A 24,136-nucleotide genomic window follows, 5' to 3' on the forward strand; every position below is an offset into this window, starting at 1 on the left:
ACCGCGCGGGCAGGGTCAGGCGGCCTTGCGCCCGGCGAGGATGCCGCCGCCGATGAGGAACAGGGCGCCCATCGGATAGCCGGCGACAAGGTCGACCCACCCCTCAGGCTGAGCAGGGCCGAAGGCTTCGAGGTGGGCGAGCCAGTGCACGATGAGGATCACCGCGCCGAGCACCATGAGCAGTTGGCCCAGGCGCACGAGACGGCGATGGCGGCGGTAGGCGGGATCGGGGCCAGGCATGCCGGCCGGCTGCTGAGATTTCATGAGGATGCGTGCTTTCGTGGTGCGGGCGGGGCTACTGCCGGTAGGCGATGGTCGCCATCATCCCGGCTTCGCCGTGGTAGAGGTTGTGACAGTGGGTGAGCCACCGTCCGGGATTGTCCGCGTCGAACTCGAGGCGGAGGGCCTGGCCGGGGAGCACGATCGAGGTGTCCTTGCGGGGGCCGCCGTCAGGGTGCTGGTAGGTGTGTCCGTGCAGATGCATGGGGTGCCACATCGTGGTCGAGTTCGTGATGGTGAGCGCGACCCGTTCTCCCTCGCTGATCGCGAGGACGTCGCGGAGGGGGTCATCCAGGTCCAGGCGGGTGCCGTTGATGGCCCAGTCGTACTTCTCCATGCTGCCGTTGAGCTCCAGGGCGATCGTGCGGTCGGCGCGCTTCGCGGGGAGCCGCACCGCGGCCGCGGCCTGCAGCTCGGCGGCGCTCGTGGGGGTGCGGGTCTGCGGCAGCGCGGTGCCGGGAGGCGGCGGGGAGCCGGCGCCGGTGGAAAGGATCGCGAGGGCCTGGTCGACTTTGCCGAGCGCCTCGGCGATGACGGCGAACACGCCGTCGCCGGCGGTGATGACCGCGTCGTAGCGCTCCCCCATCCCGATCACGACGCTCTCGGCCTCGCGCGGTTCCACGGGGTACCCGTCGGTGTGGGTGATCGTGAGCTGGTGCCCGGTGACCCCGAAGCGGAAGGCGGTGTCGCCGCCGGCGTTGATGATCCTGAGCCGGATCCGCTCGCCGGGTTTCGCGGTGAACGTTTCGGGGTCGAGCTTGGGCCGCCCGTTGATGAGGTAGAGCGGATAGTAGACGTCGCCCGCGTCGCCGCCGAGGAGGTCGGAGGTGGCGCCCATGAGGGTGTTGCCCATCCGCATCGGCATATCGCCACCATCCATCCCGCCCATGCCGCCCATGCCGCGGCTGAGTTCCGCGAACACGTCGTCGGGGGTGGCCGTGACGCCGTCGAGCCAGTCGTCGAGCACGATCACCCATTCCCGGTCGTAGTCGGCCCGCTCGCCCGGGTCGTCAATGATGAGCGGCGCGTACAGGCCCCGGTCGAGCTGCGTGCCGACATGCGGGTGGAACCAGTAGGTGCCCGCGTGCGGCAGCGCGAACTCGTAGGTGAAGGTGTCGCCGGCCGCGATGGCGGGCTGTGTGAGGCCCGGCACACCGTCCATGTCGTTGCGCAGGGCGAGGCCATGCCAGTGCACAGTCGTCGGATCGGGGAGGTCATTGGTGAGGGTGACGCGGAGGAGGTCGCCGACGTTGCCGCGGATCGGCTCCGCTGCGGAGGCGCCCCGGTACCCCCAGGTCTTCACCGTCTGCCCGGCGAGATCCAGGGTAACCGGCTCCGCGGTGAGGGCCCGTTCGAGCGTCTGACCCGTGGTCAGGCGGCTCGCCTCTGCCGCGTCGACCGCGTCCGCCGTGGGCGAGAGGAACGCTGAGCCCTGCCTCGGCGTGCAGGCGGCCAGGCCCACCGCGGCGAGCGTCAGCGTTCCGGCGGCGAGGAACTGGCGGCGATTCAGGGAAACGGTCATGCGCCGCCTTTCTGAGGTCGGCGAGGTCGGCGAGGTCGGCGAGGTGCCAGGATACGGGGCGGGGGTCATTGCGCGTTCGCTTCGATGAAGGGAAGCGGGTCGATCGGCTCACCGTTCAGGCGCAGCGCGAGATGCAGATGCGAGCCGAAGGACATGCCGGTGTTGCCCACGCGCCCCGCCTCGTCGCCGCTGCTCACCCGGTCGCCGACCTGGTAGGTGTGCGACCCATCCTCCATGTGGCAATAGCGGCTGGTGACATTTTGCCCATCGACGAGATGCTGCACCTTGAGCGAGAACCCGCAGCCGTCGTTCGCCCAGCCCGCCTCCACGACCACCCCGTCGCCGATAATACGAATCGGGGTGCCGTTGGCGGCAGCGATGTCCTGGGCATCGTGGAACTGCGCCACGGGAGCAGTGCGATATCCGAAACCGTCGGTGAGGGGCATGGTCTGATCGAAGGGGTAGCGCAGCTTCGTATCGCTCAGCTGCGCCGGATCGACGAGGCCCTGCTCGAGGCTCACCTGTTGCGGGGCGACCGGCGCCGCCTGCACCTCGACCGCGCCAATCGCGTCCTCCGCTACGGCCTCGAGTGCGGCGCGCGCGCCGACGAGGAACTGCTGCGCGGGGAGCTCGGCGGCCGCGGCCGCGGGCACCGGGGCGAAAGGGGTGGGGAAGACGACGGGACTCATCAGGCCGGCGACGCTGAGCACCGTGGTAGCGGTGGCGATGAGGCTGCGCCGCGCCGGCCGGCGGTGCACGGCGGCGGCACCGGTTCCGTCCGCGAGGAAGTCGAAGGACGGCATGGGGGTGAGGTAGACCTGCGGGGCGTTCACGCGAAGATTCCCCCGATGACCTGGTAGTTGGCGATCGCGACGGCGACGCTCAGCACGAGGGTGCTGGGGATGAAGACGACGGGGTTCTTGAGCGGGTTTCGACGAGGGGACATGCTGTTCATTCCGTTGATCGGCGGGGTGATGGTGATGTCGGTTCCGAGATCGGAGCAGTGGGCCGCACGGCTGAGGGCCGGCAGACGGAGAGCTGCGGGGATCGTGGATGGCACGAGCGTCGCGGATGGGCGCGCAGCCACTGCACGGGATCGACATGCCCCCGCTCACGGGACGGGGCTCGGCCTCCGCTGTCCCCGGGGTGAGGGGGCGTCAGGCGGGCTCGGCGTCCGGCGGGCGTGGCGGATCGGCGGATACCGAGCCGCACGGCGTCGACCTGTTGCGCGGCTCCGGCCGGGTGGAGGCGAGGCTCACCACGGCAGGAATACGGGCTCAGGCAGGATCGTGCCGGTCCAGCGGTTCAGGTGCGACTGATCGACAGCGCCCGCAGCGACGGCGGACGGGCCGCCGGGGAGGCGGGCATGGCGAGAGCCGGCGCATACAGGGATTGCGCTGCAGCCCGTGAGAGCCGGAACAGGGCTGGCCGGAGCAGGAAGAGCAACCCGGTCAACAGCGCCAGCAGGCACAGCATGAGCATGCCCAGGTGCCCCGGGTCGGTGGCCATACTGTGGGCGCAGCTGGAGTCGCAGCCGTCGGCCGCCGCGTTCGCCGGGCCCGCGAGGGGACCCGCCTGCGCCGGGTGGCCGGTATCGTCGGCGCTGACCGTGCTCGCGGGCACGAGGGCGTCGTGCGCGGACGCGCTGCCGGATAGCGAGTGCATCGCGACCAAGCCGAGGATGAGCATCAGCACGATTGCGAAGACCGTCCCGGCCCTCCGGGAAAGGGGAGGCGCGGCTGCACGGCTCAGCGCATCTCGCACACCAGTCCCCTTTCGTTATGGTTTCGTTACCATACCATGTGCGCCTGGGCGAAGGCCAGGATCTTCTTCTTCCCCTGCTCGGGCCGCCGCTTCATGCACCCTGCGCGGCTACCGCGATGCGGCTTGCACGGCCGCGGCGCGGCGGGGGCGCTTGAGGAGGCGGCAGACGAGGTAGATGAGGAACGAGATCGTGGTGATGTAGGGGCTGATCGGGATCGCGCTGCCCAGGGCGAGGAGGATGCCGCCCACGCTCGCGGTGACCGCGAAGGCGATGCTGAGCAGGGGCACGAGAACCGGTGAGGCGGAGACGCGCAGCGCCGCCGCCGCCGGAGTGACGAGGAGGGAGAGCACGAGCAGGGCGCCGACGATCTGGATGGCGACGGCGACGGCGAGGCCGAGCAGCAGCATGAAGGCGATCGACAGGGCGCGGGTGGGCACCCCGCGGCCGGCGGCGACGGCCGGGTCGACGCTGGCGAACAGCAGCGGCCGCCAGATCAGCAGCAGTCCGACGCACACGAGGGCGCAGATCAGGATGAGCGAGCCGATCTGCGGGTTGTCGATGGCGACGATCTGCCCGGTGAGCAGCCCGAACTTGTTCGCGGACCGGCCGGAGTACAGGGCAAGGCAGAGGATGCCCAAGCCGAGGCCGAAGGGCATCAGCACGGCGGTGATGGAGTTGCGCTCGCGGGCGCGGGAGCCGAGCAGCCCGATGAGGAGGGCCGCGGTGATAGAGCCGAGCAACGAACCGGCGACGACGCCGATGCCGAGGAGGAGGCCAGCGGCGGCGCCAGCGAAGGAGAGCTCGCTAATACCGTGCACGGCGAAGGGCATGTCGCGGGCCATCACGAAGACGCCGATCATGCCGCCGGTGATGCCGAGCACAAGGCCAGCGATGATGCTGTTCTGGAGGAGGGCGAGGAGCTCGCCGTAGTTGGTGAAGTTGAAGATCTGGCCCCACCAGTCAGCTGCATTGGGCAGGAGCATGCTCAGGCCTCCGGTTCGGTCGGGTGGTGGGGGTGATCGGGGACGCCTGCGACGAGGATGCGGTCCCGGCTGCGGATGACCTCCACCGGGGCGCCATACAGCTCGGAGAGCACCTCCGAGCGCAGCACTTCGTCGGGGGTGCCGATGCGGAACCGGGCGCCGGCGAGATAGAGGACCCGGTCGACCGCGCCCAGGACGGGATTGATGTCGTGGGTCACGAACAACACGCCGCGGCGCGCCTGCCGGCGGGCCTGGTCGACGAGATCGCAGATCAGGCGCTGGTGGGCGAGATCGAGGGACAGCAGCGGTTCGTCGCACAGCAGCAGGGCCGGATCACCGGCGAGGGCCTGGGCGATGCGGAGGCGCTGCTGCTCCCCGCCGGAGAGCCGGCTGACCGGGGCGCGCGCCGCGCGCTCTCCGCGCACCGAACCGACCAGCTCGGCGACCGCGGCGCGCCGGGTGCGGCTTGGCCACGGAATGCCGAAGCGGTGCCCGTCCACGCCGAGCCCGATGAGATCTTGCCCGCGCAGCGGGACGGCGTCATCGAACAGCTGCTGCTGCGGCACATAGCCGATACGCCGGTTGCCGCCCCGCACCGGCTCCCCCAGGAACCGGATCGTGCCTGAGCTGAGTGGCTGCTGCCCGAGGATCGCCTTCAAGAGGCTCGACTTGCCGGAACCGTTCGCGCCGAGCACCGCGACGAACTCCCCCGCCGCCACGTCGAGGTCGAGGCCGCTCCACAGTGTGCGCTCCCCAAACCCGAGGCTCGCGTCCCGCAAGCTCAGCACAACCTCGCCCGCGGTACGGGCGGGGCGGGGCGCGGCGCCGGGATCGGCGTCGGCTCCGGTCACGACGCGAGCGCGTCGGCGAGGGCGTCGAGGTTGCCCGACATCCAGGACACATAGGTGTCCCCGTCGGGCAGGGTCTCGGTGACGGGCACCACGGCCACCCCATTCTGCTCGGCGGCGTCGAGCACCTGCTCGGTCTGCGGGCCGGCGGTCTGCTCGTTGTACGCGAGCAGTTGCACCTGGGCTCCGCTGAACAGCTCGAGCGTCCCGAGGAGCACGCTCGCCGGCACGTCGGTGCCTTCCTCGATGGCCTCGGCGAACGCTTCGGGGGTCTGGTTGTCGAGCCCGATGGCCTCGAGCAGGTACAGCGGCACCGGTTCGGTGATCGCGACCGGCGTGCCCGCGTATTGGCCCTGCAGTTCCTCCTCACGTTGCACGAGTGCGTCCAGTTCGGCCGTGAGCTCGTCGGCGTTCTTCCGGAAGGTGTCGGCCTGATCGGGGTCGATCTGGGCGAAGGTGGTCGCGAGCTCCTCGATCACCTTCTGCACGGACGGGAAGTCGTACCAGACGTGCTCGTTGAGTTCCTCCCCCGCCTCGGCGGTCTTGCCGGAGATCTCGACCGCGTCCAGCACTGTGGCCGTGTCGTTGCCGGCCGCGTCGAGCATGGTGTCGACGAAGTCGTCGTAGCCGCCGCCGTTCTTGACGATCACCTGTGCTTTGGAGAGGGCGAGCTGGTTCTGGGCGCTGGCCTCGTACTCGTGCGGGTCCTTGTTCGGGTCGTCGATGATTGAGGTGACTTCGACCGCGTCTCCGCCGACCGTGGCCGCCAGATCCCCGTAGACCGTCGTCGAAGCCACCACGGTGATGGCCTCTGAGGTGGACCCGGCGGACGCGGGCGCCGGGTCTGGGGAACTCGTACATCCCGCGAGTGCGACTCCGGCGACGAGCGCGAGCAGGGGGACGAGCACAGCAGCACGTTTCATCAGGTATCTTCTTTCCACCATGAGGTCGCTCACACGACCATACAGATGATAATCGTTCTCGATTATAGGGGGTAGGGGTACCCGGCATCGTGCGGCCGGCTGGGTCTCGGCTGCGAATCCGTCGACGCGACGACATCGCGCGGTTCGACTGGGCGCCGCGATTCCCAGCGCGGAGCGCCTGGGATGCTTTAGCGTAGAACTCAGAACATGCCAACGAGCTGCGCGCAGCGCAGGGCGGTAAGGCGGAGAGGAGGCCGTGATGCAGAGCGATCCCGGAGTACGGCGCGGCGACGCGCGACGCCGCCTGCTCGCGTTCGGCCTGCTCACCCTGGTGCTGGTGGGGCTCTTCGGCATGCATGTGCTGAGCGGCTCGGCCGGGCACGGCGGCCACGACACGAGATCCCCGGCCGCGCTCATCGCGACCGATCACGAAGCCGCGGGCGCCGACATGGGCGGCAGCGTGGTCACGGCGGCGGGGGTGCACGCATCCGGCACGATGGCCGCACCGGACCCCGCACCCGGGGATGCCCACTGTCCTGGCCCGTGCGGGGATCCGGACCCCGGTCACGTCATGCTGATGGTCGGGTGCGTGCTCGCGCTGCTGGTGGCCGTCGTGCTGCTGTTCGCGCCGCTCATGCTGGGGTACTCCTGGCGCTCCCTCGTCCTCGCGATCCGCTCCCTGCCGCCCGCGGGCACCGTCTTACCGCGCCCGCGGCCGCCGTCTCTTCTCGTTCTGTCGATCAGTCGCACCTGATTCGCGCCCGCTCCGGCCACGGCTGGAGCACGGCTGCGCCCTGCCCGGGGCGCGAATCTCTGACTTTGTTGACTGAATGAAAGGACGCATACTGATGCGTATTCGCACGCTTGCGCTGGCTTCGGCCGCGCTGTCCACCGCCCTGCTGCTGGTCGGCTGCTCCCCGAGCGGGACGTCGGACGGGATGGCCGGCATGGATCGCGGATCCAGCTCCTCCACGGCACCTGCCGAGACCTCCGCGCAGTTCAATGCGGCCGACCAGATGTTCGTGACGATGATGATCCCGCACCACGAGCAGGCGATCGAGATGGCCGACATGCTGCTTGCCAAGGACGGCATCGACGAGCGGGTGATCGAGCTCGCCCAGCAGATCAAGGACGCCCAGGGCCCTGAGATCGAGACCATGCAGGCCTGGCTCGAGGACTGGGGCGTGTCCGCGGACGACTCGTCGATGGGTGGCATGGATCATGGCGGCGGCATGATGTCGGAAGACAGCATGACCGCCCTGGAATCGGCCACCGGCGCTGAGGCAACGCGCCTGTTCCTCGAGGGCATGATCGAGCATCACACCGGCGCGATCGAGATGGCCCAGGCCGCCCTCGACGGCGGGGAGAACCCGGACGTACTCGAGCTCGCGCAGCAGGTCATCGACGGCCAGAGCGCGGAGATCACCACGATGCAGGAGATCCTGGACAGCCTCTAACCCCGGCCCCGGCACGGGATCCCCGCCTAGGCCCGGGCGGGGATCCCGCCCGCATCCCCGCAGTTCGCACCGCTCCCCGGTGCCACCTGCATCCCTCCGTTGACCGGGCTGCCTGCTCGCATCCCGCTGAAAGGTGTTCACATGCCCGCATCCCTCTTCCCCCGTACGCCCCGTCTGCGCGGACGGCTGCTGCTCGCCGCGGCGACGGCCGCCGTCGCCGCCGTCCTGACCGGGTGCGCGGCCACCGCTCCCACGGCGCCGGCCTCCTCGCCGCCTCCGACGTTCGGCCACATTCACACGGTGATCCCCGAGGATGCGGGCACCCTCCTCGTCGGCACGCACACCGGCCTCTACCGCGTCGAGGAGGACGGTACCGTGGACGGTCCCCTGGGAGGCTACGACTTCGACCTGATGGGGCTCGCTGCCAGCGGAGACGCCCTGATCGCCTCCGGGCATCCCGGCCTTGATACCCCGGCGGAGCTGGGCTCCCCGAATCTCGGCATCATCCGCAGCGAGGATGCCGGGGAGAGCTGGCAGCCGGTCGCGTTCACGAACACCGAGGACTTCCACGTTCTCACTGCCGGACCGGACGGTCGGCTCTACGGCATCGGATCGACCAGCCCCGCGCTACGGGTCAGCGACGACCGGGGCGACACCTGGGAGGCCCGCGGCGAGGTCGCCGCCGTCGATCTCGCCGTCACCACGGACGGGACGATCACCGCCGCCACCCCCGAGGGCCTGCGCACCAGCACCGACGATGGGGCGTCGTTCACGTCCGCAGCTGATGCGCCGCTGCTGTATCTGCTCGAGGCCGCAGGCGACACGGTCATCGGGGTCGGCACCGACGGGCAGATCTGGCAGCGCGCCGGCGACACCAGCTGGGAGACGATCGGGTCGGCGACGGGCACCGTCGAGGCCGTGGGGCTCTCCCCCACCGGCATGGTCATCCTCGTCGACGAGCGCGGCATCGTCGCCCTCGACGGCGACGAGTCCACCATCATTCTGCCCGCGCTGTCGGGCCCCTGACCGATATCGAAGGAGGCGTCATGCCCCGCTTTCCCAAACGCACCCCTTCATCCGCGGTCGGCGCCTCTCGTGAACTGCTCGGCGACCTGATGACCCGGCACGGCCGCCTCGGGGACATGGTGTCGACGATGGCGCACTCCCCCGCGCTGCTCGACTGGTATCTGCAGTTGAACCGGGCGATGCGCCGCACGAAGCTCGACCGCAAAATCGTCGAGCTCATCTCGATCGCGGTGCAGGCACGACAGGGGTGCGACCGGTGCCTGAGATCCCACATCGCCGCGGCGCAAGCTCTGGGCGTGTACGAGTCCACGATCGAGGCCGCCCGGCAGGGCACCTCCCCGATCCCGGCGATCGCGGCGATCATCCAGTTCGGACTCCAGGTCTCCCAGGAGCCGGCTGCGATCACCGACGCCCAGATCGCCGAGCTGCGCAGCTTCGGGTACAGCACTCGGGAGATCGCCGACGTCGTCGGGGTAGTCTCCCTGAATGTCCTCACGGGCGCCTTCACCCTCGTCGCCGGGCTCACCCGCGAGGATTGAGGTCGCCTCGATACCGGGGCTGGAAGAGGCGACGCCAGCGGCCGATCGGTGCCGGGCGATCGCTCAGGAGCGAACGAGTCGATGGATCGCGTCGCTGGCTTCCCGGATCTTCGCGTGGGCGGCGTCGTCGCCGAGCTTCGCGGCGTCGAGCACGCAGTGCTTGAGGTGATCGTCGAGCAGGCCCGTGGCGACCCCTTGGAGGGCGCGGGTCAGCGCGGACACCTGGGTGAGGATGTCGATGCAGTACTGCTCCTCGTCGATCATCTTCGCGATGCCGCGCGCCTGCCCCTCGATGCGCTTCATGCGCTGCCGGTACTGCTCCTTGTCGTCGATATAGCCGTGGTGCCCTGCGGCAGTGTCGTTCTCGCTGACCATGCGCGTGTCCTTTCCTTCTACTGCTCACGTTCCTGAGCGAAACGAATGCTGGGTTCGGGGTGAACTCGATGCGCCAGAGGACCCGCGCACAAGCATCGCAGTGTGCATCGCCGGCACGATCCGCGCCGGAGTCAGGATACCGTTGGTGTGCGAGAGTGATGGCGCGACCGTCAGGATCGCTGACTCCCTGGGCCGATCGACTCCCTCACAATTATACCCCACAGGGGTACTGGCAGTGTGGGGGATCATCCGCCCCCGCCGCCGAGGAGCGGCGCTTGCGCAATGTCGCAGGTGACCGTTCCTGCGTGGAGGCGTGGCCCCCACTGGGCGACCGTGCCGACGGCGTCGATGCCGGTGACGCCGATGACGCTGTCGCCGCGTTCGTGCCGCACGACGAACTCGTCCCCCGTTTCGAGGAGGGAGGTCGCCCCGACGGTGGCACCGACCCCGGTGATCGCGTGCCCGTAGACCAGCGCCAGGAAGGGGCTGCGCGGCAGGTAGGGGCCGGGGTCGTCGCCGAGATCGAGATCGTGCAGGGCAACCCGTGCGGCATGTGTGCCCTGGGCGACGGCATCCTCCCAGTGGTCGATGCGCCAGGCGCCGAGTGCCTCGTCATGGTGCAGGGCGACGCCGCCGGCCGCGTAGTGGCGCGGCAGGCCGGTGCGGAGATGCTCGTCGACGTCGACCCCGCCCGCCCACGGTGCGGGAGCGGCGGGGAGGGTGCCGAGCGCGAGCAGCAGGAGGTCCGCGATCAGGGGGCGGTCATCGTCGAGGGTGACCACGACGCCGGGATCGGCGGCGTCGACCCGGCTCACGGTGTGCCCGAAGTAGGTGTGCACGCGAGACTGGTGAGCGGCGACGAGGCGCTCGGCGACCGGGGCGCCGAATGCGGCCGCGCCGGGAACGGTGCTGCGCGCGATGAGCAGCACCGTGTGCCCGGCATCGTGCAGCGTCGACGCGGTCTCTGCCGCGATGATCCCGCCGCCGTAGATGGCGACCCTGGCCGGACGGCCGAGCCAGGCCAGACGCGCACGGATGCGCAGCGCATCCGGAAGGGAGTGCAGCGGGCTCACCCGCCCGTGCTCCATCGCGGTCTGTGCGCCGGGGAGGGTATCCGGTAGCAGGCGGGGTCGGCTGCCGGTAGCGATGACGAGGGCGTCGTAGCCGAGCCTCGCCCCCGACGCCAGGTGCGCCTCCCGATCGACCGGATCGATGCGGGTCACGCTATCGGCGAGGCGGTCCACCTCGGGCAGAGGGAGCGCGATGAGTTCGGGCGGGGTCGACCCGAATGCGATGCCCTTGATGAGCATCCGCGTGTACGGGGTGACCTCGGTATCGCCCACGAGCGTGACCCGCACCTCGCGCTCGGTGGCAAGGCGGCGGGCGGCTGCGGCGCCGGCCGCGCCCGTGCCGACGATGAGGACGTGGGGGGTGGTCATACGGGGAGCTCCCGGGAGTCGGACGCTACGAGCGCACGAGGCGTGCGATGGCATCGGTGGCTTCGGTGATCTTCTCCTCCGCGCCGGAAACGCCGGTGCCGGCGGCGTCGAGGACGCAGTGGCGCAGGTGGTCGTGCAGGAGTCCGAGCGCGACGTTCTCGAGGGCCTTGGTGACGGCGGAGATCTGGGTGAGGATGTCGATGCAGTAGCGATCCTCGTCGACCATGCGGTCGATGCCGCGCACCTGTCCTTCCAGGCGTCGCAGCCGGTTGCGGTACTGCGTCTTGTCGCTGATGTAGCCGTGCCCGGCGCCCGCTTCATGGGACTCGGATGCGTAAGCAGGGGCGGTGGTGCTCATCTCGATCACTCCGATCTGCGGCCTGGGGTGCCGCCGGCCGGCGGCACCCCAGGCCGCGCAGGTTAAGCCATGTTCGCGGCGTACTTGCCTGGATCGGCGTCGAACAGGGGGCCACAGCCCGCGCAGCAGAGCCAGTAGCGCTGGCCGTCGTAGTCGCGGACCAGGCCGGCGGCCTCGGCCGCCTGCTTGCTGACGGGGTTGCCGACCATGACCGGGCAGGTGGTCATGTCGTCGGCGTCCGTGACGGCGACGGAGTGGTGGCGCCCCGTCGTGGCGGGGGCGGGTTCGGCGTGGCCGCAGCAGCTGGCGGGGGCGTCATCGTGGTGGCTCATCAGGGTGCCTTTCGTGTACATCGGATCGGTGGGGTGAGTTCCGTGGCGTCACTGGGTGGTGACGCTGCGGAACCCGCGCAGGCGGAGGCTGTTGCCCACGACGAAGACGCTCGAGAACGCCATCGCCGCGCCTGCGAGCATGGGGTTGAGCATGCCCAGGGCCGCGACCGGGATCGCCGCGGTGTTGTAGGCGAAGGCCCAGAACAGGTTGGTCTTGATCGTGGACAGGGTCTTGCGCGACAGGCGGATCGCGTCGACGGCGGCCCGGAGGTCGCCGCGCACGAGGGTGATGTCGGAGGCCTCGATCGCGACGTCGGTGCCGGTGCCCATCGCCAATCCCAGGTCGGCTTGGGCGAGCGCGGGGGCGTCGTTGACACCGTCCCCGACCATCGCGACGATCTTGCCTTCGCCCTGCAGTCGGGCGACGACATCGACCTTGTCCTGCGGCAGCACTTCGGCGATGACCTCGGCGATGCCGACTTCGGCGGCGATCTGGCGGGCGACGGCCTCGTTGTCTCCGGTGAGCAGTACCGGGGTCAGGCCGATCGCCTTGAGCCCCCGGATCGCCTCCGCGCTCGTCGGCTTGACGGTGTCGGCCACGACGAGGATGCCGCGGGCCTGACCGTCCCAGCCGATCGCGACGACGGTCTTGCCCTCCCCCTCCGCGCGCGCCTTGGCTGCGGCGACATCGGCGGAGAGGTGCTGCGACCAGTCGGCCAGCAGCGACTCGCGCCCCACGACGACCGCGGTGCCGTCCACGATCCCCTGCACGCCTTTGCCTTCCACGTTCGCGAAGTCCTCCGGGGTGGGGAGCGGCCCGACTTCCTGGGTCGCGCCCTTCGCGATCGCCTGCGCGATCGGGTGCTCGGAGGCGTCCTCGAGGGCGCCTGCATAGCGCAGCAGTGCGGCGCGGTCGACCCCGGGCTCGGTGATGACGTCGGTGAGGGTCATCTTGCCGCTGGTGACGGTGCCAGTCTTGTCGAGCACGACGGTGTCGACCCGGCGGGTGGACTCGAGCACCTCGGGGCCCTTGATGAGAATCCCCATCTGCGCGCCTCTGCCGGTGCCCACCAGCAGCGCCGTCGGGGTGGCGAGGCCCAGCGCGCACGGGCAGGCGATCACCAGCACCGCGACGGCGGCCGTGAACGCGGCCGCCACGGGGAACCCGGCGCCGAGCCACCCGCCCAGGGCCACGAATGCGATCACGATGACGATCGGGACGAACACCCCAGAGATGCGGTCGGCCAGGCGCTGCACCTCGGCCTTGCCGGTCTGCGCGTCCTCGACGAGCTGCGCCATCTGCGCGAGCTGCGTGTCCGAGCCGACACGGGTCGCCCGCACGACAAGGCGGCCGCCGGCGTTCACGGTCGCACCGGTGACGGTGTCGCCTTCCCCGACCTCGACCGGAACGGATTCCCCGGTGAGCATCGACGCGTCCACCGCGGAGGTGCCGGAGACCACGACGCCATCGGTGGCGATCTTCTCACCGGGGCGCACGATGAACTCGTCCCCGACCTGCAGCTGGTCGGTGGGGATCTTCACCTCGGCGCCGTCCCGGATCACCGAGACTTCTTTCGCCCCGAGCTCGAGCAGGGCGCGCAGCGCGGCCCCAGCCTGACGCTTGGAGCGCTTCTCGAAGTAGCGGCCGGCGAGGATGAACATCGTCACCCCGGCGCCGACCTCGAGGTAGATGTTCGCCGCCCCATCGGAGGGGGCGATGGTGAACTCGAAGGGGTGCGTCATACCGGGGTTGCCGGCCGTACCGAAGAACAGGGCGTAGATCGACCACAGCAGTGCGACCGAGGTGCCCATCGAGATGAGCGTGTCCATCGTCGCCGTGCCGTGCTTGAGGTTGGTCCAGGCGGCCTTGTGGAACGGCCACGCCCCCCACACGATCACCGGCGCGGCCAGTGCCAGCGACGCCCACTGCCAGTAGGTGAACTGCAGGGCAGGGATCATCGCCATCGCGATCACCGGCACGGTGAGCACGATCGCGCCGATGAGCCGGTGTCGGAGGGAGATGAGTTCGAGGTCGGCGGCCGTCTCCCCGCTATCCGCAGCCCCGGTCTGCGCGTTCTGCGCACGCAGGGGCTGCGGCAGGGCGGCCGTGTAGCCGGTCTTCTCGACCTCGGCGATCAGCAGCGCAGGGTCGTACCCGTCGGGCACGGTTACCTTCGCCTTCTCGGTGGCGTAGTTGACGGTCGCCGCCACCCCGTCGAGCTTGTTCAGCTTCTTCTCGATCCGGTTCGCGCAGGAGGCGCAGGTCATCCCCCCGATCTCCAACTCGATGCCCGTCCCACCCGTAGGTGGCGCTGCTGTGCTCATCCTGTTCCTTCTCTCTCAGCTCTGTCCATCGGAAACCACTGACCCGTACGGGTCAGTGGCCTCCGGAATGCGCGTCCTCGTCGCCGGCACCGTCCCCGGCTACCGCGTCGATGACGAATGAGGCCGTGCGCACCTCGCCGTCGACCTGGAAGTCCAGGTACAGCAGATAGCGGCCCGCCGTCGGCGCCTCCGCGGTGAACCCGATCTCCGGTCCACCCGTCTCACCCGCCTCCGGCTCACTGCCCTCGGGGTGGACGTGCAGGTAGGCGAGATCGCCCTCGCGCAGCGCGACCAGGTGCCCGAAGGCACCCAGGTAGGCTTCGAGCGCGGTGACCGGCATCCCGCCGCGCTCGACCGACAGCGTGAGGGTGCCCGGTTCCCCCGCGGTGAGCTCCCCCGCCAGGGTGACGGTGAAGCCGTCGACCTCCGCGGTGCGCTGCACCTCGGTGGTGACTGGGGTGACGTCGCCGGCGACCTCGACGGTGCGGGTGAGCGTGAGGCCCTCGGCGTCCCCAGCCGAGGGGGTGAAGTCGGCGTAGACGCGGTAGCTGCCGGCCGCCTCCCACGTCCACGGCACCGACCAGGTGCCGGTGCTCGCGTCGAGCTCCGGATGGACGTGCCGGAATCCCGTCCCGTCGCTGCGCACCACGATGAGGTGGAGATCCTTCTCATGGGCCTCGGTGAACTCCGTCACCGGCTCACCCGCCGCCGTCTGGACCTGGAAGCTGAGCTCCCCCGCCTCACCGATCGTCGTCGGCGCGTCGACCGGTGAGAGCAGGAAACCATCGGTATCGAGCGAGAGCCCGCTCCGGGCGTCCGTCGCGGGTTCCGGTGCGGTGACGCTCTGGCCGTCATTGTGACCGTCCGTCTCACTCCCGGCGGCCCATGCCGCCACGAAGTTGTCGGGGATGAGCACGCCGGCCACAGCGAACGCGCCACCGAAAGCGACCACGAGCCCCGCCCCGTACAGTGCGAGTCGTGCCCCGGCCTGCATCAGATGCGCACCGCCGAGTACCCGGCCTCCTCGACCGCGGCGAGCACCCGTGCGTCGTCGAGCTCGACCGCGGCGGTCACGATGAGTTTGCCCGTCTGCGCGCTGACCTGGACGTCCTCCACGCCGTCGATCTCGCTGACCTCCTCACGGATCGACATCTCGCAGTGCCCGCAGGTCATGCCCGTCACCTGATACTCGTTCGCAGTCATCAGAGATCCTCCTCAGTATCGCGTATGTACCCCTACGGGGTACCTGTACAACGTCAACCGTATACCCCGCAGAGGTATTCCCGCAAGCAACACGATCGGACCAGAGCCGTCAGAGACAAGGTCGCGAACATCACCAGCATCAAAGGCGTCGGCGCCGTCGATACCCGCGCCCAAGGAGCCCTGCGCTCAGGCCTCCGCGTCTGCGCGGAGCCGGGGCGCTGTCGCCTGGCCCGCTCTCAGGCGTCTGGGGCCGTGCGCCCAGCAGGTGGACCGAACGTGATTCCGCCAGGCGGCAAGCAGGTAGAACAGTGCGCCTGAACCGATCGCAACATCCGCGATATTGCTGATGAAGAAGTGCCCGTACATAAGGAAATCGATCACTGCGCCGCGGCCGAATCCCTGTGGGGAGATGACTCGATCGAGGAGGTTACCGATGGCGACCGCTTCAACGATATGCCGGGGCCGCGTGGCGGCCCAGGTGAGGAGCACAGCGGATGCGAGGCCGAGCACAGTGATCATCGGTGCGAGTTCGGAACCGAGCGAGAAGATGGCGCCGATGTTGAAGGCGAGCTGCAGGCCGAGCAGGTCGCCGAGCACAGGGACCCGGTCGTCAGTGGCGAGGAAGCGCAGGGCGAGCTGCTTGCTCGACAAATCCAGGCTGAGGGTGAGCGCAGCCACGATGCAGCTCACGGCGAACCCCAGTTCTGTGGATCGGCATCCCAACCAGACAGTCGGGACCGTACGCAGATCGTCGACGTGCTCGTGCGGGTCCTTCTGGGTCATGGCGTCACCGACTCGTGTGACTTCCTAGTCCCGCCGGTGCTGCAGTCCGAATGCGAGGAGCCCTCCGGACGCGGCGAGCGGGAGCAATATATTGATGAGGGGGCCGATTCGCACGGCTGGTGTGATTCCGGTGCGCAGCGGCACGGTCGTGACCGCCGCAGCGGGCGCATCGGCGGCGGCCCCGGCGATGACGCTGCCGTCGGGTGCGATGACCTGGCTGGTGCCCACGGTCGAGACGTTGACCACCGCACGTCCGGTCTCGATGGCGCGCATGCGGGCGATCTCGAGCTGCTGCAGGTTCTCATCGGTGCCTCGGAAGTCGGCGTTGTTGGTCTGGAAGGCGAAGAACTGGGCTCCGTCTCTGACGCCGTCCCAGATCACGGCGTCGTAGATGACGTCGAAGCAGATCGCGAGTCCGACACCGATCCCGTCGAGGATGACCGTCGGCGGATCGGTCCCCGGAGTGTACTCGCGCTGGATGAGACCCACGAGGTTGGGAACGATGCGCTCGTAGAACCAGCGGTCGGGCACATACTCGCCGAACGGGACCGGGTTGATCTTGTCGTAGCGTTGTTCCGCGCCGCCAGGCTCCCAGAGCAGTGAGGTGTTGAACGTGTTCTGCCCCCGCGTCGTTGCCGCGTTCATGAGGAGCGGAGCGTCGTAGCGCTGCACGAGCTCGTCGAGTGTGGTCGCGGTAGCCGGGTTCGCAAGCGGATCCGAGTCGACGCCGCCTTCCGGCCAGACCAGGAGATCCATGGTCTGTCCGGACACCCGCTCCGTCGCTCGTATTTGCGCGGCGAGGACGTCGCCGGCGCGGCGCGGGTCGAAGTACCCGGCCGGTCCGTTCCCTTGCACCCAACCGACGCGGAGGGTGCCGGCCGTCTCGGTGGGGAATGCGGGAATGGATAGGAGGGCGATGATCGCCACCGCGGGAATCAGCCCCGCCCAGTTCCGGGGAGCCGGCCGGGTGACCCACTGCACGATTCCGGCGCAGAGGCAGACGATGAGGAAGGTGAGCCCGGTCACTCCGACCCAGGAGGCGGCGTCGGCGAACGGGCCGTTTGCCTGTGACATGCCGACCCGACCCCACGGGAACCCGCCGTAAGGCCAGGCCCCCAGGAGGAGTTCACGGGTGGCCCAGATCGTGGCGACAAGCAACGGAAGCAGCGCACGGCGTGCACTGCGGCGCGGCGGAGCTCCTGCCCATCGGAAGGCGAATGCGAGGGGGATCGCCCCGGCGGCGAAGAGGAGGGACTCGAAGCCGGCCAGCGCGATCCAGGGGATCGGGCCGAGGAACTGCACCACCCACATCAGGTGGGTGAAATAGAAGGCGGCACCGTAGGCCAAACCGACAGCGAACGCTCCCCCGGCGCTCCGCCCTACCAGCGTGACGAGCCCACCGGCGACGCTGAGGAAAGCGAGGGGCCACCAGCCCACGCTCGCGAAGGCGAGATCCAGCAGCACCCCCGAGATCACGGCGATCGGGAGCACGACGTACCAGGGCAGCCTGCCCCGCTCCGCACCGGCCGCGCGTAGGGGGAGCGCGGCAGTCCGCGCGCTCACCTCGCGCCGGGGTATACGGCCAACGCCGGTCATAGCGTTCTCGTTCATGGATAGTGGTGGGTGGTCCTCAGGCGTCGCGGCTTGCACTCAGCTCAGGCCGGAGTACGCGTGGAGGCCTTTGAAGAAGAGATTGACGATCGTGAAGTTGAAGATCACCGCGGCGAACCCGATCAGGGACAACCACGCGGACTTCGTTCCCCGCCAGCCGCGCGTGGCACGGGCGTGGATGTACCCGGCATAGAGCACCCAGATGATGAACGTCCACACCTCTTTGACGTCGAAGCCCCAGTATCGGCCCCACGACTCGTTCGCCCAGATCGCTCCGGCGATGAGGGTGAATGTCCAGAAGATGAACCCGAGGATCGCGAAGCGGTAGGCGAGCGTCTCGAGCGCCTCCGCATCCGGGAGCCCCCGGAGGTAGCCGCGGCCCGGCCTCAGCGGGCCGGTGCGCTCGGCGGATCGATGTTCCTGCCTGGACTGCCGGAGCTGCGTGGTGGAGAGGCCAGCGGCGATCGCGAACAGCGCGGTCGCGAGTGATGCGACGAAGACGTGGATGATGAGCCAGATGCTCTTGAGCGGATCCATCAGGGGGGTGACCTCGACGTAGAAGGAGAGCGTCGCACCGCCGAGGAAGAACACGACCATACCCACGATGAACACGCCGAGGAACCGCAGATCGTACCAGCGCAGTGCGGCGAGGTACACGGCGACGATCAGCAGGGTGCCGATGAGGGCGAACTCGTACATGTTCGCCCACGGCACCCGCTCCGCCGCGATGCCACGCGCGAGCGTGGCGGTAAGATGCAGGCCGAAGCCGAGGCCACTGAGCGCGAGGGCCAGGCGCGCCCAGAGCCGCCGCGATCGCTCCGCTCGTGGAATCCGGAGGCTGGGCGCTTCGCGCCCAGCCGGTGGCGCGGCCAGGGTGCTGGGCCTCGCCCCCACGAGCGCCGCCTCGCGCTCCCTCGCCGGCGCAGGAGCGGCGCGTTGTGAGAGGTCGTAGGCGAAGGCGAGAAACGCGAGGACGTAAATCGTGATCGCCGACCAGACGGCGAGCACCGAATACGCGTCGAGCGCAGTCTGCAGTTCGAGATCCATCGTTACTCCTCTGCCGCAATCGCGGTCCTCGTGATGCTGGTGCGGTGGGCGATCGGGGCGCCGTACTCGGTCACGGTGCTCCCTTCGTGAACCGTGGCGTCTGCGCCGCCTCGGCGACGACCGAGAGATGCCGGTCACTGAACTCGGCGACGACGCGGGCGAGGCTCGGATCCTCGCCGCGCGCCAGGCCGGCGTATTCGAGTCTGACCCTGCGTTCTCCGACGATCGGGTCGGTGAGGGTGGCCTTGACCCAGAGCCGGCGGCGCGGCACGAGCAGCCCGGTGATGAGCCCCGCAGTGGCGAGAATGGCGAAGACGAGCACCCAGGTGGCGCCGGTGTCGCGCTGGATCTGCAGTGAGACGAACCGTTTCACCGGCTCCTTGGCGCCCTCGGTCACGGTGAGATCCTCGAAGGTGATGGTACCCATTCCGTTCGGGAGATCGGCGGTATCGCCGGGGGCGAGGTCGATCGAGTCGACCCCGGTATCCCCGCCGGTGATCTGCGTCATCGCATCGGTGTCGAGCTGGTAGACCGAGCGCGGGGTGCCGTCGTCGATGCCGAGGTCGCCCGTGAACACGTTGAAGGTGAGCCGTGGGTTGATGAGATCGGGGAATACCGAGTAGGAGGCGCCGGTGTCGAGCGTGCTCTGGGTGGGGTAGAAGAAGCCGACGAGTCCGATCTGCTCGGGCAGTCCGTCGGGGACCTTCACAATGCCCAGAGACGTCATCGCGGAGTCTTGCGGGAGGAACGGTTGGGGTTCCTGGTAGACGATGCCGCCGTCGGCGTTGCGGATGGTGATCATCGGCGCATACCCGTTATCGAGCAAGTAGATCCGGTCGCCGTCCACCTCGATCGGGGCGTTGACGCGGACCGTCGCTGCGCGCGTCTGCGGGGTGTCAGGCTCTCGGATCGTGAGTCGGGCGGCGAAGTTCCCCGCCTGACCCGCGCCCGGTCGGCCGGGTTCGACGTACTCGACGTCGAACCCGTCGAGGCTTATCGCGTACGGGGCGAGCGAGTTCGGGTCGAAGAATCGCCCCGGTGAGAACGAGGAGTAGGCGCTCTGGGCATTCACGAAGGTGGTACCGGCAACGATGACGCGATCACCGGTGTAGTTGAGTCCGCTGCTGAACAGCACGCTCACGAGGACCCCCACCAGTGCGGAGTGGAAGACGAGGTTGCCGGTTTCGCGCAGGTAGCCGCGTTCGGCGGACACCGACCAGCTCTGCTCGCTGTCGTATCGAGCGATGCGGTATCCGCGGCGGCGGAGCTCCGACGCGGCGATCTCGATCGCTCGATCGATGTCCGCCACGGAACGTTCTCCGTCGAACTGTAGCTCGCGCGACACATGGGCGGCCATGCGCTGCAGACGTGACGGCGTCTTCGGCGCGGGGGCCCTCAGCGCCTTCGCATGGTGGGCGATCCTCGGGATGATGCAGCCGATCAGGGAGACGAACAGCAGCAGGTAGATGGCGGAGAACCATGCCGAGCTGTAGACGTCGAACAGCTGGAACCGGTCGAGTATGGGGGCGAGCTGGGGATTGGTGTCGTAGTACTGGACGACACCATTCGGGTCGGCCTGTCGCTGCGGGACGAGGGATCCCGGGATCGCCGAGACCGCCAGCAGTAGGAGCAGCAGCAGCGCGGTGCGCATGCTGGTGAGCTGCCGCCAGGCCCACCGCAGCCAGCCGCGCCAGCCGAGCCCGCCGACGCGGTCCCGTTCGATCGAGTCGATATGGTCACTCGGTCGGGCCGGCAGCGTGTCCGGTTCAGAGTGGGAGCTGGACACTCGCCATCACCCCCTGCAGGGCAGACATGAGCCGGGTCCACAACCCGGTCACCATGAGCACGCCGAGGAGTACCAGCACAACGCCGCCGGCGATGTTGATGCTCCGGATGTGGCGGCGCAGGAACGACATTGACCGGCTCGCCCACCCCAGTCCGAGCGCGAGAAGAACAAAGGGGATGCCGAGGCCCAGCGAGTAGGCGATGCCGAGAAGCGCGGCACGGGCGGGATCGCCGAAGTTCCAGGACACGGACAGAATCGCTGCAAGCGTCGGCCCGATGCACGGCGTCCAGCCTACGCCGAGGGCGAGTCCGAGCAGCGGTGCCCCAGCCAGCCCCAATCGCGAGCGGAAACGTGGACGGATGGTGCGCTGCATCCCCCGGAAGGCGCCCACGAACGCAAGCCCCATGAGGATGACCACGGCTCCCAGGATGCGGGTGGTGAGGTCCGCGTAAGCGATGAAGACCCGACCAATGAGCCCGCCGAGTACGGTGACGGAGACGAACACGACGGAGAACCCGGCGATGAACAACAGCACACCCCACAACAGGCGTCGTCGCTGCACCCCGCTGCTCCCGCTAGGAGACCCCCCGTCCTCGGCACCGCTCACGGTGGAGCCGAGGTAACCGAAGTAGCCGGGGACAAGAGGGAGCACACAGGGAGAGGCGAATGAGACGAAACCAGCGAGCACCGCCACCAGGACTCCCACCCAGAGCGCTCCATCGAACACGAGATCGCTGGGATTCATGTCGACTCCGCCAGCGTGTCGGTGATGAGCGTGTCGAGGATGGAGGCCGATTCGAGCTGGCCGATGATGCGGGCCGCGACGCGACCCTCACGGTCGAGCACGAGCGTGGTGGGGGTCGCTTGGATCGGCGTCACCCCGGCGAAGGCCTGCTTGACGCGGCCGTCGGTCACGTCGATCACGCTGGGGTAGGTGATGCCATGATCCTCGGCGAAAGCCCGCGCCGTCGCCGGCTGGTCGTAGATGTTCACCCCCAGGAATCCGACCTCGTCGCCCTGGTGCTTCTGCCAGCTCTCTTCGAGCATCGGCGCTTCGACAATGCAGGGTCCGCACGCGGCGTACCAGAAGTTCACGACATACACGCTCTCGGCGTAGTCGTCGCTGGCGACCGGTTCGCCGTACTCGGTGGTGCCGGCGAAGGTCACCGGAGCGCCGCGCTCATCGACGGGGATCTCGACGATCCGGCCGTCGGCGGCGCCAGTGCGCTCGTTCTCCTGCTGGTACCGCTCAGACAGTGGTGCGGCGGCGGCGCATCCGATCAGGCCGATACTGATCGCGGATGTCGCCACAAGTGCGGTTACCAGCAGGATCGTCCCTCTAGACGTCCTCAATTTCTCGGTTCTCCTTGTTCCTCAACGCGTAAGTCGCGGGCCGCGATGGACAGACCGGCCCGTTCCTGCCCGTGCGGGCAGCGTGAGGAGGAGTCAGATTCGCAGAAGATTCAGTTCGAGCAGCCCGAATCGTTGTCGGCCGCAATGGCCGAACGCAGGCGAGCACCGGATCGGGGCGGGCACGGGTCGCTGCCGCTGGAATCGCACCAGACGGAAGCGCAGCGCGAGGGAGAGCAGAACGGCCAATGCCATCCCGCAGAGGATCCCGAGAATGCAGGTGACGACCCCGATCACCATGTCTTCGTCCATCGCGGTCACCGCCGCCGTAGTGACGAAATGTTCACCGACAGTCTGAGCGGAAGCCGGGGCCGACTCCGCTGCAGAGGCGGTGATCCCGAGCTCCTCGCTATGGGTGGCTCCCCAGAGCCCGACGAGCGTGACAACAGCCACGAGGAGAAGCGTCGCCGCACGCAGCACCTGGCTCCGCCGCGTCATGCGGCCAGGACGGAAGGCGTGGAGCAGACCCCGATTGTACCGAGCGAGTCCTAGGCGCGTCTGAGCAACCTGACTTGTGGGTTTGGTTCGGCCCCGGATACCCGGCAGCTCAGTAAAGCTCGGGGCCCTCACCGCCCGCCGTGTTCAATCGCCCGGTCCGGCCGGGTCTTCATCTTGGAGCGCAGCGACTTCTTCCCGACACCCCTGCAGCACGGTCGAGGGAATCGATGTGACCAATGTCAGAGGACGCCCCGAGGATAGGCGCGAGAGGCTCACGGTTCGCATCCGGGCCGGCCTTCGCGGATAATGATGTATCGAAAGTTTGTTCGATAGATGGGGAGATTGCATGATGCGTGCGCTGCTGCCGCGAATCGTCTCGCCCGAGCTGATGCCAGTGCAGCCAGGCGCTCCCGCCGTCCCAGCACCCGCTGAGGGCGCCGGTGCAGTCCTCGCAGAGCACGCGCACTCGGTATCGCATGAGCGGTGTCTGGACTGCGCGCTGACTACTCGCGCTCGGCCGCAGCCATTTCGTATTCGATCCAGGCGCGACGCGCAGCGCGCACCCGCTCATCCTCCGGCCCCATCCCTCCCGCGCGATCGGCGGTGACGAGCATCATCCGAAAGACGGCATCGACGTTCTCAGGTCGCAGGCCGTGGAGCGTGGAGAGCAGTCGGCCGAGGTCGTAGGCGCTGAGATCCTTGGTGTGCGGGTTGCTGTCCTCGAACGTCGTGATGGCGCGTGCGCCGGTCGGGTCGCCCTTCGAGCAGATCGCGGCGCCCACTCGTGCGATGAGGTCGATGATCTCCATCGTTCTGCCCTTCTCTGGTGACGTCGGCGTCCCTGCCGACTCCACGATCATTCTCTCGATCCCCGCTGGGAGTCATCTGCCGCCGCGTTCGATCGCGCGGTTCGGGCGGGTCTTCGTTTTGGGTCGGAGGGATTGCTTCGGCCGGGTGCTCCTGACAGCCTCACTGGGGCTGCGCGCCTGGTCGACGTCGGCCTGCTTCCAGGCGGCCGCGGCCTCGGGCTCCCCTGCCTGGCTGATCCGCTCCGCGTGCTCTTCGCGACGCGCGGCCGAGTCCCAGATGCGGTTGGCGTCCTCCTCGAGGGCGAGCGCCTCGTCGAATCGCTCGGCCTGTCCCCGCTCGTCTTCTCGATCGATCTCGTACTCGAGGATCTCGGACTCGGCGACGAGCCCGAGGGTGGCGTCGCGGTCGCGGCGGGCGTTCTCGCGTTCGCCGGCCGCCTCCTGCCCCGGCGCCCTGTTCCGGGCGAGGGCGTCGCGCACGGTGGCGGGATCCGCGCCCGTCTCGTTGACCTCGATTTGGTAGCGCTCGCGCAGCTCGTGCCGGATGCGGCCCTCAGCTGCGCGGGCCGCCTCGTCCTCGTCGCGCCAGGTGACCGCCGTCTCGTAGGCGCGGGCGACGTCACGGGTCTCGGCCTGCTCCCACCAGGACGCCTCGTGCACCGGCGCGAGCTCGGCGCGGGCGGTCATACGGTCGACGTCGAGGCGGGCCTGGATCTGTCGGGCCTCGTCGAGATCCCGGCGGGTGGCCTGCTCGAGGGTGCTGCGGCGACGCAGGCTCGCGCTGCGGGCCAGCTGCGCGGCGGTCATTAGCCCCATGCGGAGATTGCCCTGCGCCTCGTCGGTGACGCCGTCGGATTCTTGCTGCTCGGCCATCTCAA

At 69.0% G+C, this 24,136-nt stretch carries 28 protein-coding genes; 4 read left to right on the forward strand and 24 right to left on the reverse strand.

Annotated features, from left to right (window positions below):
• Window positions 1–15: 15 nt before the first annotated feature.
• The 8 genes from D1J51_RS13020 to D1J51_RS13055 form a co-directional block, all read right to left on the reverse strand.
• Window positions 16–264, reverse strand: a complete 249-nt coding sequence (locus tag D1J51_RS13020; RefSeq protein ID WP_119075852.1) for a hypothetical protein — start codon at window positions 262–264, stop codon at window positions 16–18.
• Window positions 265–295: 31 nt separating this feature from the next.
• On the reverse strand, window positions 296–1,801 hold the full coding sequence (locus D1J51_RS13025) for a multicopper oxidase family protein (RefSeq protein ID WP_119075854.1): 1,506 nt from the start codon (window positions 1,799–1,801) through the stop codon (window positions 296–298).
• 65 nt (window positions 1,802–1,866) lie between these two features.
• Window positions 1,867–2,634 carry a M23 family metallopeptidase gene (locus tag D1J51_RS13030; protein WP_240423244.1) on the reverse strand — a complete coding sequence of 256 codons (768 nt, stop codon included), beginning with the start codon at window positions 2,632–2,634 and terminating at the stop codon, window positions 1,867–1,869.
• Entirely contained in the window at window positions 2,631–2,861 is a 231-nt protein-coding gene (locus D1J51_RS13035) for a hypothetical protein (RefSeq protein WP_162903832.1), read from the reverse strand. The genes D1J51_RS13030 and D1J51_RS13035 overlap by 4 nt, the downstream gene beginning before the upstream one ends.
• 245 nt (window positions 2,862–3,106) lie before the next feature.
• Window positions 3,107–3,490 carry a DUF6153 family protein gene (locus D1J51_RS13040; protein WP_240423262.1) on the reverse strand — a complete coding sequence of 128 codons (384 nt, stop codon included), beginning with the start codon at window positions 3,488–3,490 and terminating at the stop codon, window positions 3,107–3,109.
• Between the two features lie 183 nt (window positions 3,491–3,673).
• Entirely contained in the window at window positions 3,674–4,549 is an 876-nt protein-coding gene (locus D1J51_RS13045) for a metal ABC transporter permease (protein ID WP_119075859.1), read from the reverse strand.
• 2 nt (window positions 4,550–4,551) lie between these two features.
• On the reverse strand, window positions 4,552–5,400 hold the full coding sequence (locus D1J51_RS13050; protein WP_119075861.1) for a metal ABC transporter ATP-binding protein: 849 nt from the start codon (window positions 5,398–5,400) through the stop codon (window positions 4,552–4,554).
• Window positions 5,397–6,320 carry a metal ABC transporter solute-binding protein, Zn/Mn family gene (locus tag D1J51_RS13055; protein WP_119075863.1) on the reverse strand — a complete coding sequence of 308 codons (924 nt, stop codon included), beginning with the start codon at window positions 6,318–6,320 and terminating at the stop codon, window positions 5,397–5,399. The genes D1J51_RS13050 and D1J51_RS13055 overlap by 4 nt, the downstream gene beginning before the upstream one ends.
• Window positions 6,321–6,579: 259 nt before the next feature.
• Between D1J51_RS13055 and D1J51_RS13060 the strand changes: the two genes are divergently transcribed.
• The 4 genes from D1J51_RS13060 to D1J51_RS13075 all read left to right on the forward strand — a co-directional run bounded on the left by D1J51_RS13060 (window position 6,580) and on the right by D1J51_RS13075 (window position 9,342).
• The gene (locus tag D1J51_RS13060; protein WP_119075865.1) at window positions 6,580–7,074 is read left to right on the forward strand and encodes a DUF6153 family protein; all 495 of its coding nucleotides are present in this window, start codon (window positions 6,580–6,582) and stop codon (window positions 7,072–7,074) included.
• 94 nt (window positions 7,075–7,168) lie between these two features.
• Window positions 7,169–7,777: a DUF305 domain-containing protein gene (locus tag D1J51_RS13065; RefSeq protein WP_162903834.1), complete on the forward strand. Its 609-nt coding sequence runs from the start codon at window positions 7,169–7,171 to the stop codon at window positions 7,775–7,777.
• Between the two features lie 141 nt (window positions 7,778–7,918).
• On the forward strand, window positions 7,919–8,803 hold the full coding sequence (locus tag D1J51_RS13070; RefSeq protein WP_119075866.1) for a WD40/YVTN/BNR-like repeat-containing protein: 885 nt from the start codon (window positions 7,919–7,921) through the stop codon (window positions 8,801–8,803).
• A 20-nt stretch (window positions 8,804–8,823) separates the two neighbouring features.
• Entirely contained in the window at window positions 8,824–9,342 is a 519-nt protein-coding gene (locus tag D1J51_RS13075; RefSeq protein ID WP_119075868.1) for a carboxymuconolactone decarboxylase family protein, read from the forward strand.
• Between the two features lie 63 nt (window positions 9,343–9,405).
• Here D1J51_RS13075 and D1J51_RS13080 read toward each other — a convergent pair whose 3' ends face one another.
• From D1J51_RS13080 to D1J51_RS13155, 16 genes are all read right to left on the reverse strand, one after another.
• The gene (locus D1J51_RS13080; protein WP_119075869.1) at window positions 9,406–9,717 is read right to left on the reverse strand and encodes a metal-sensitive transcriptional regulator; all 312 of its coding nucleotides are present in this window, start codon (window positions 9,715–9,717) and stop codon (window positions 9,406–9,408) included.
• 245 nt (window positions 9,718–9,962) lie between these two features.
• Window positions 9,963–11,156, reverse strand: coding sequence for an FAD-dependent oxidoreductase (locus D1J51_RS13085; RefSeq protein ID WP_119075871.1), 1,194 nt, complete (start codon window positions 11,154–11,156; stop codon window positions 9,963–9,965).
• 25 nt (window positions 11,157–11,181) lie between these two features.
• Complete coding sequence (locus tag D1J51_RS13090) at window positions 11,182–11,514, reverse strand: metal-sensitive transcriptional regulator (RefSeq protein WP_119075873.1); 333 nt, start codon at window positions 11,512–11,514, stop codon at window positions 11,182–11,184.
• A gap of 62 nt (window positions 11,515–11,576) precedes the next feature.
• Window positions 11,577–11,846, reverse strand: coding sequence for a hypothetical protein (locus D1J51_RS13095; RefSeq protein ID WP_119075953.1), 270 nt, complete (start codon window positions 11,844–11,846; stop codon window positions 11,577–11,579).
• 48 nt (window positions 11,847–11,894) lie between these two features.
• Window positions 11,895–14,171, reverse strand: a complete 2,277-nt coding sequence (locus tag D1J51_RS13100; RefSeq protein ID WP_119075874.1) for a heavy metal translocating P-type ATPase — start codon at window positions 14,169–14,171, stop codon at window positions 11,895–11,897.
• A gap of 52 nt (window positions 14,172–14,223) precedes the next feature.
• On the reverse strand, window positions 14,224–15,123 hold the full coding sequence (locus D1J51_RS13105) for a hypothetical protein (RefSeq protein WP_240423246.1): 900 nt from the start codon (window positions 15,121–15,123) through the stop codon (window positions 14,224–14,226).
• 41 nt (window positions 15,124–15,164) lie between these two features.
• On the reverse strand, window positions 15,165–15,374 hold the full coding sequence (locus tag D1J51_RS13110; RefSeq protein WP_119075878.1) for a heavy-metal-associated domain-containing protein: 210 nt from the start codon (window positions 15,372–15,374) through the stop codon (window positions 15,165–15,167).
• Window positions 15,375–15,560: 186 nt separating this feature from the next.
• Entirely contained in the window at window positions 15,561–16,157 is a 597-nt protein-coding gene (locus D1J51_RS13115; RefSeq protein ID WP_119075880.1) for a signal peptidase II, read from the reverse strand.
• Between the two features lie 24 nt (window positions 16,158–16,181).
• A complete protein-coding gene (gene lnt / locus D1J51_RS13120) occupies window positions 16,182–17,768 on the reverse strand; it encodes an apolipoprotein N-acyltransferase (protein ID WP_119075882.1) in 1,587 nt (528 codons plus the stop codon).
• Window positions 17,769–17,807: 39 nt separating this feature from the next.
• Window positions 17,808–18,815 carry a c-type cytochrome biogenesis protein CcsB gene (gene ccsB, locus D1J51_RS13125; protein ID WP_119075883.1) on the reverse strand — a complete coding sequence of 336 codons (1,008 nt, stop codon included), beginning with the start codon at window positions 18,813–18,815 and terminating at the stop codon, window positions 17,808–17,810.
• A 70-nt stretch (window positions 18,816–18,885) separates the two neighbouring features.
• Window positions 18,886–20,601: a cytochrome c biogenesis protein ResB gene (locus D1J51_RS13130; RefSeq protein ID WP_119075885.1), complete on the reverse strand. Its 1,716-nt coding sequence runs from the start codon at window positions 20,599–20,601 to the stop codon at window positions 18,886–18,888.
• Window positions 20,582–21,346 carry a cytochrome c biogenesis CcdA family protein gene (locus tag D1J51_RS13135; RefSeq protein ID WP_119075887.1) on the reverse strand — a complete coding sequence of 255 codons (765 nt, stop codon included), beginning with the start codon at window positions 21,344–21,346 and terminating at the stop codon, window positions 20,582–20,584. Before D1J51_RS13135 ends, D1J51_RS13130 begins: the two co-directional genes overlap by 20 nt.
• Window positions 21,343–21,954, reverse strand: coding sequence for a TlpA family protein disulfide reductase (locus D1J51_RS13140; RefSeq protein WP_240423248.1), 612 nt, complete (start codon window positions 21,952–21,954; stop codon window positions 21,343–21,345). The genes D1J51_RS13135 and D1J51_RS13140 overlap by 4 nt, the downstream gene beginning before the upstream one ends.
• Window positions 21,955–22,047: 93 nt before the next feature.
• Entirely contained in the window at window positions 22,048–22,404 is a 357-nt protein-coding gene (locus D1J51_RS13145) for a hypothetical protein (RefSeq protein WP_240423250.1), read from the reverse strand.
• Window positions 22,405–22,952: 548 nt separating this feature from the next.
• The gene (locus tag D1J51_RS13150) at window positions 22,953–23,258 is read right to left on the reverse strand and encodes a hypothetical protein (protein ID WP_162903836.1); all 306 of its coding nucleotides are present in this window, start codon (window positions 23,256–23,258) and stop codon (window positions 22,953–22,955) included.
• 72 nt (window positions 23,259–23,330) lie between these two features.
• A complete protein-coding gene (locus tag D1J51_RS13155) occupies window positions 23,331–24,131 on the reverse strand; it encodes a hypothetical protein (RefSeq protein ID WP_119075890.1) in 801 nt (266 codons plus the stop codon).
• Between the last annotated feature and the right edge of the window lie 5 nt (window positions 24,132–24,136).

It is taken from the genome of Leucobacter sp. wl10 (assembly GCF_003569785.1).
Taxonomy (GTDB): domain Bacteria; phylum Actinomycetota; class Actinomycetes; order Actinomycetales; family Microbacteriaceae; genus Leucobacter.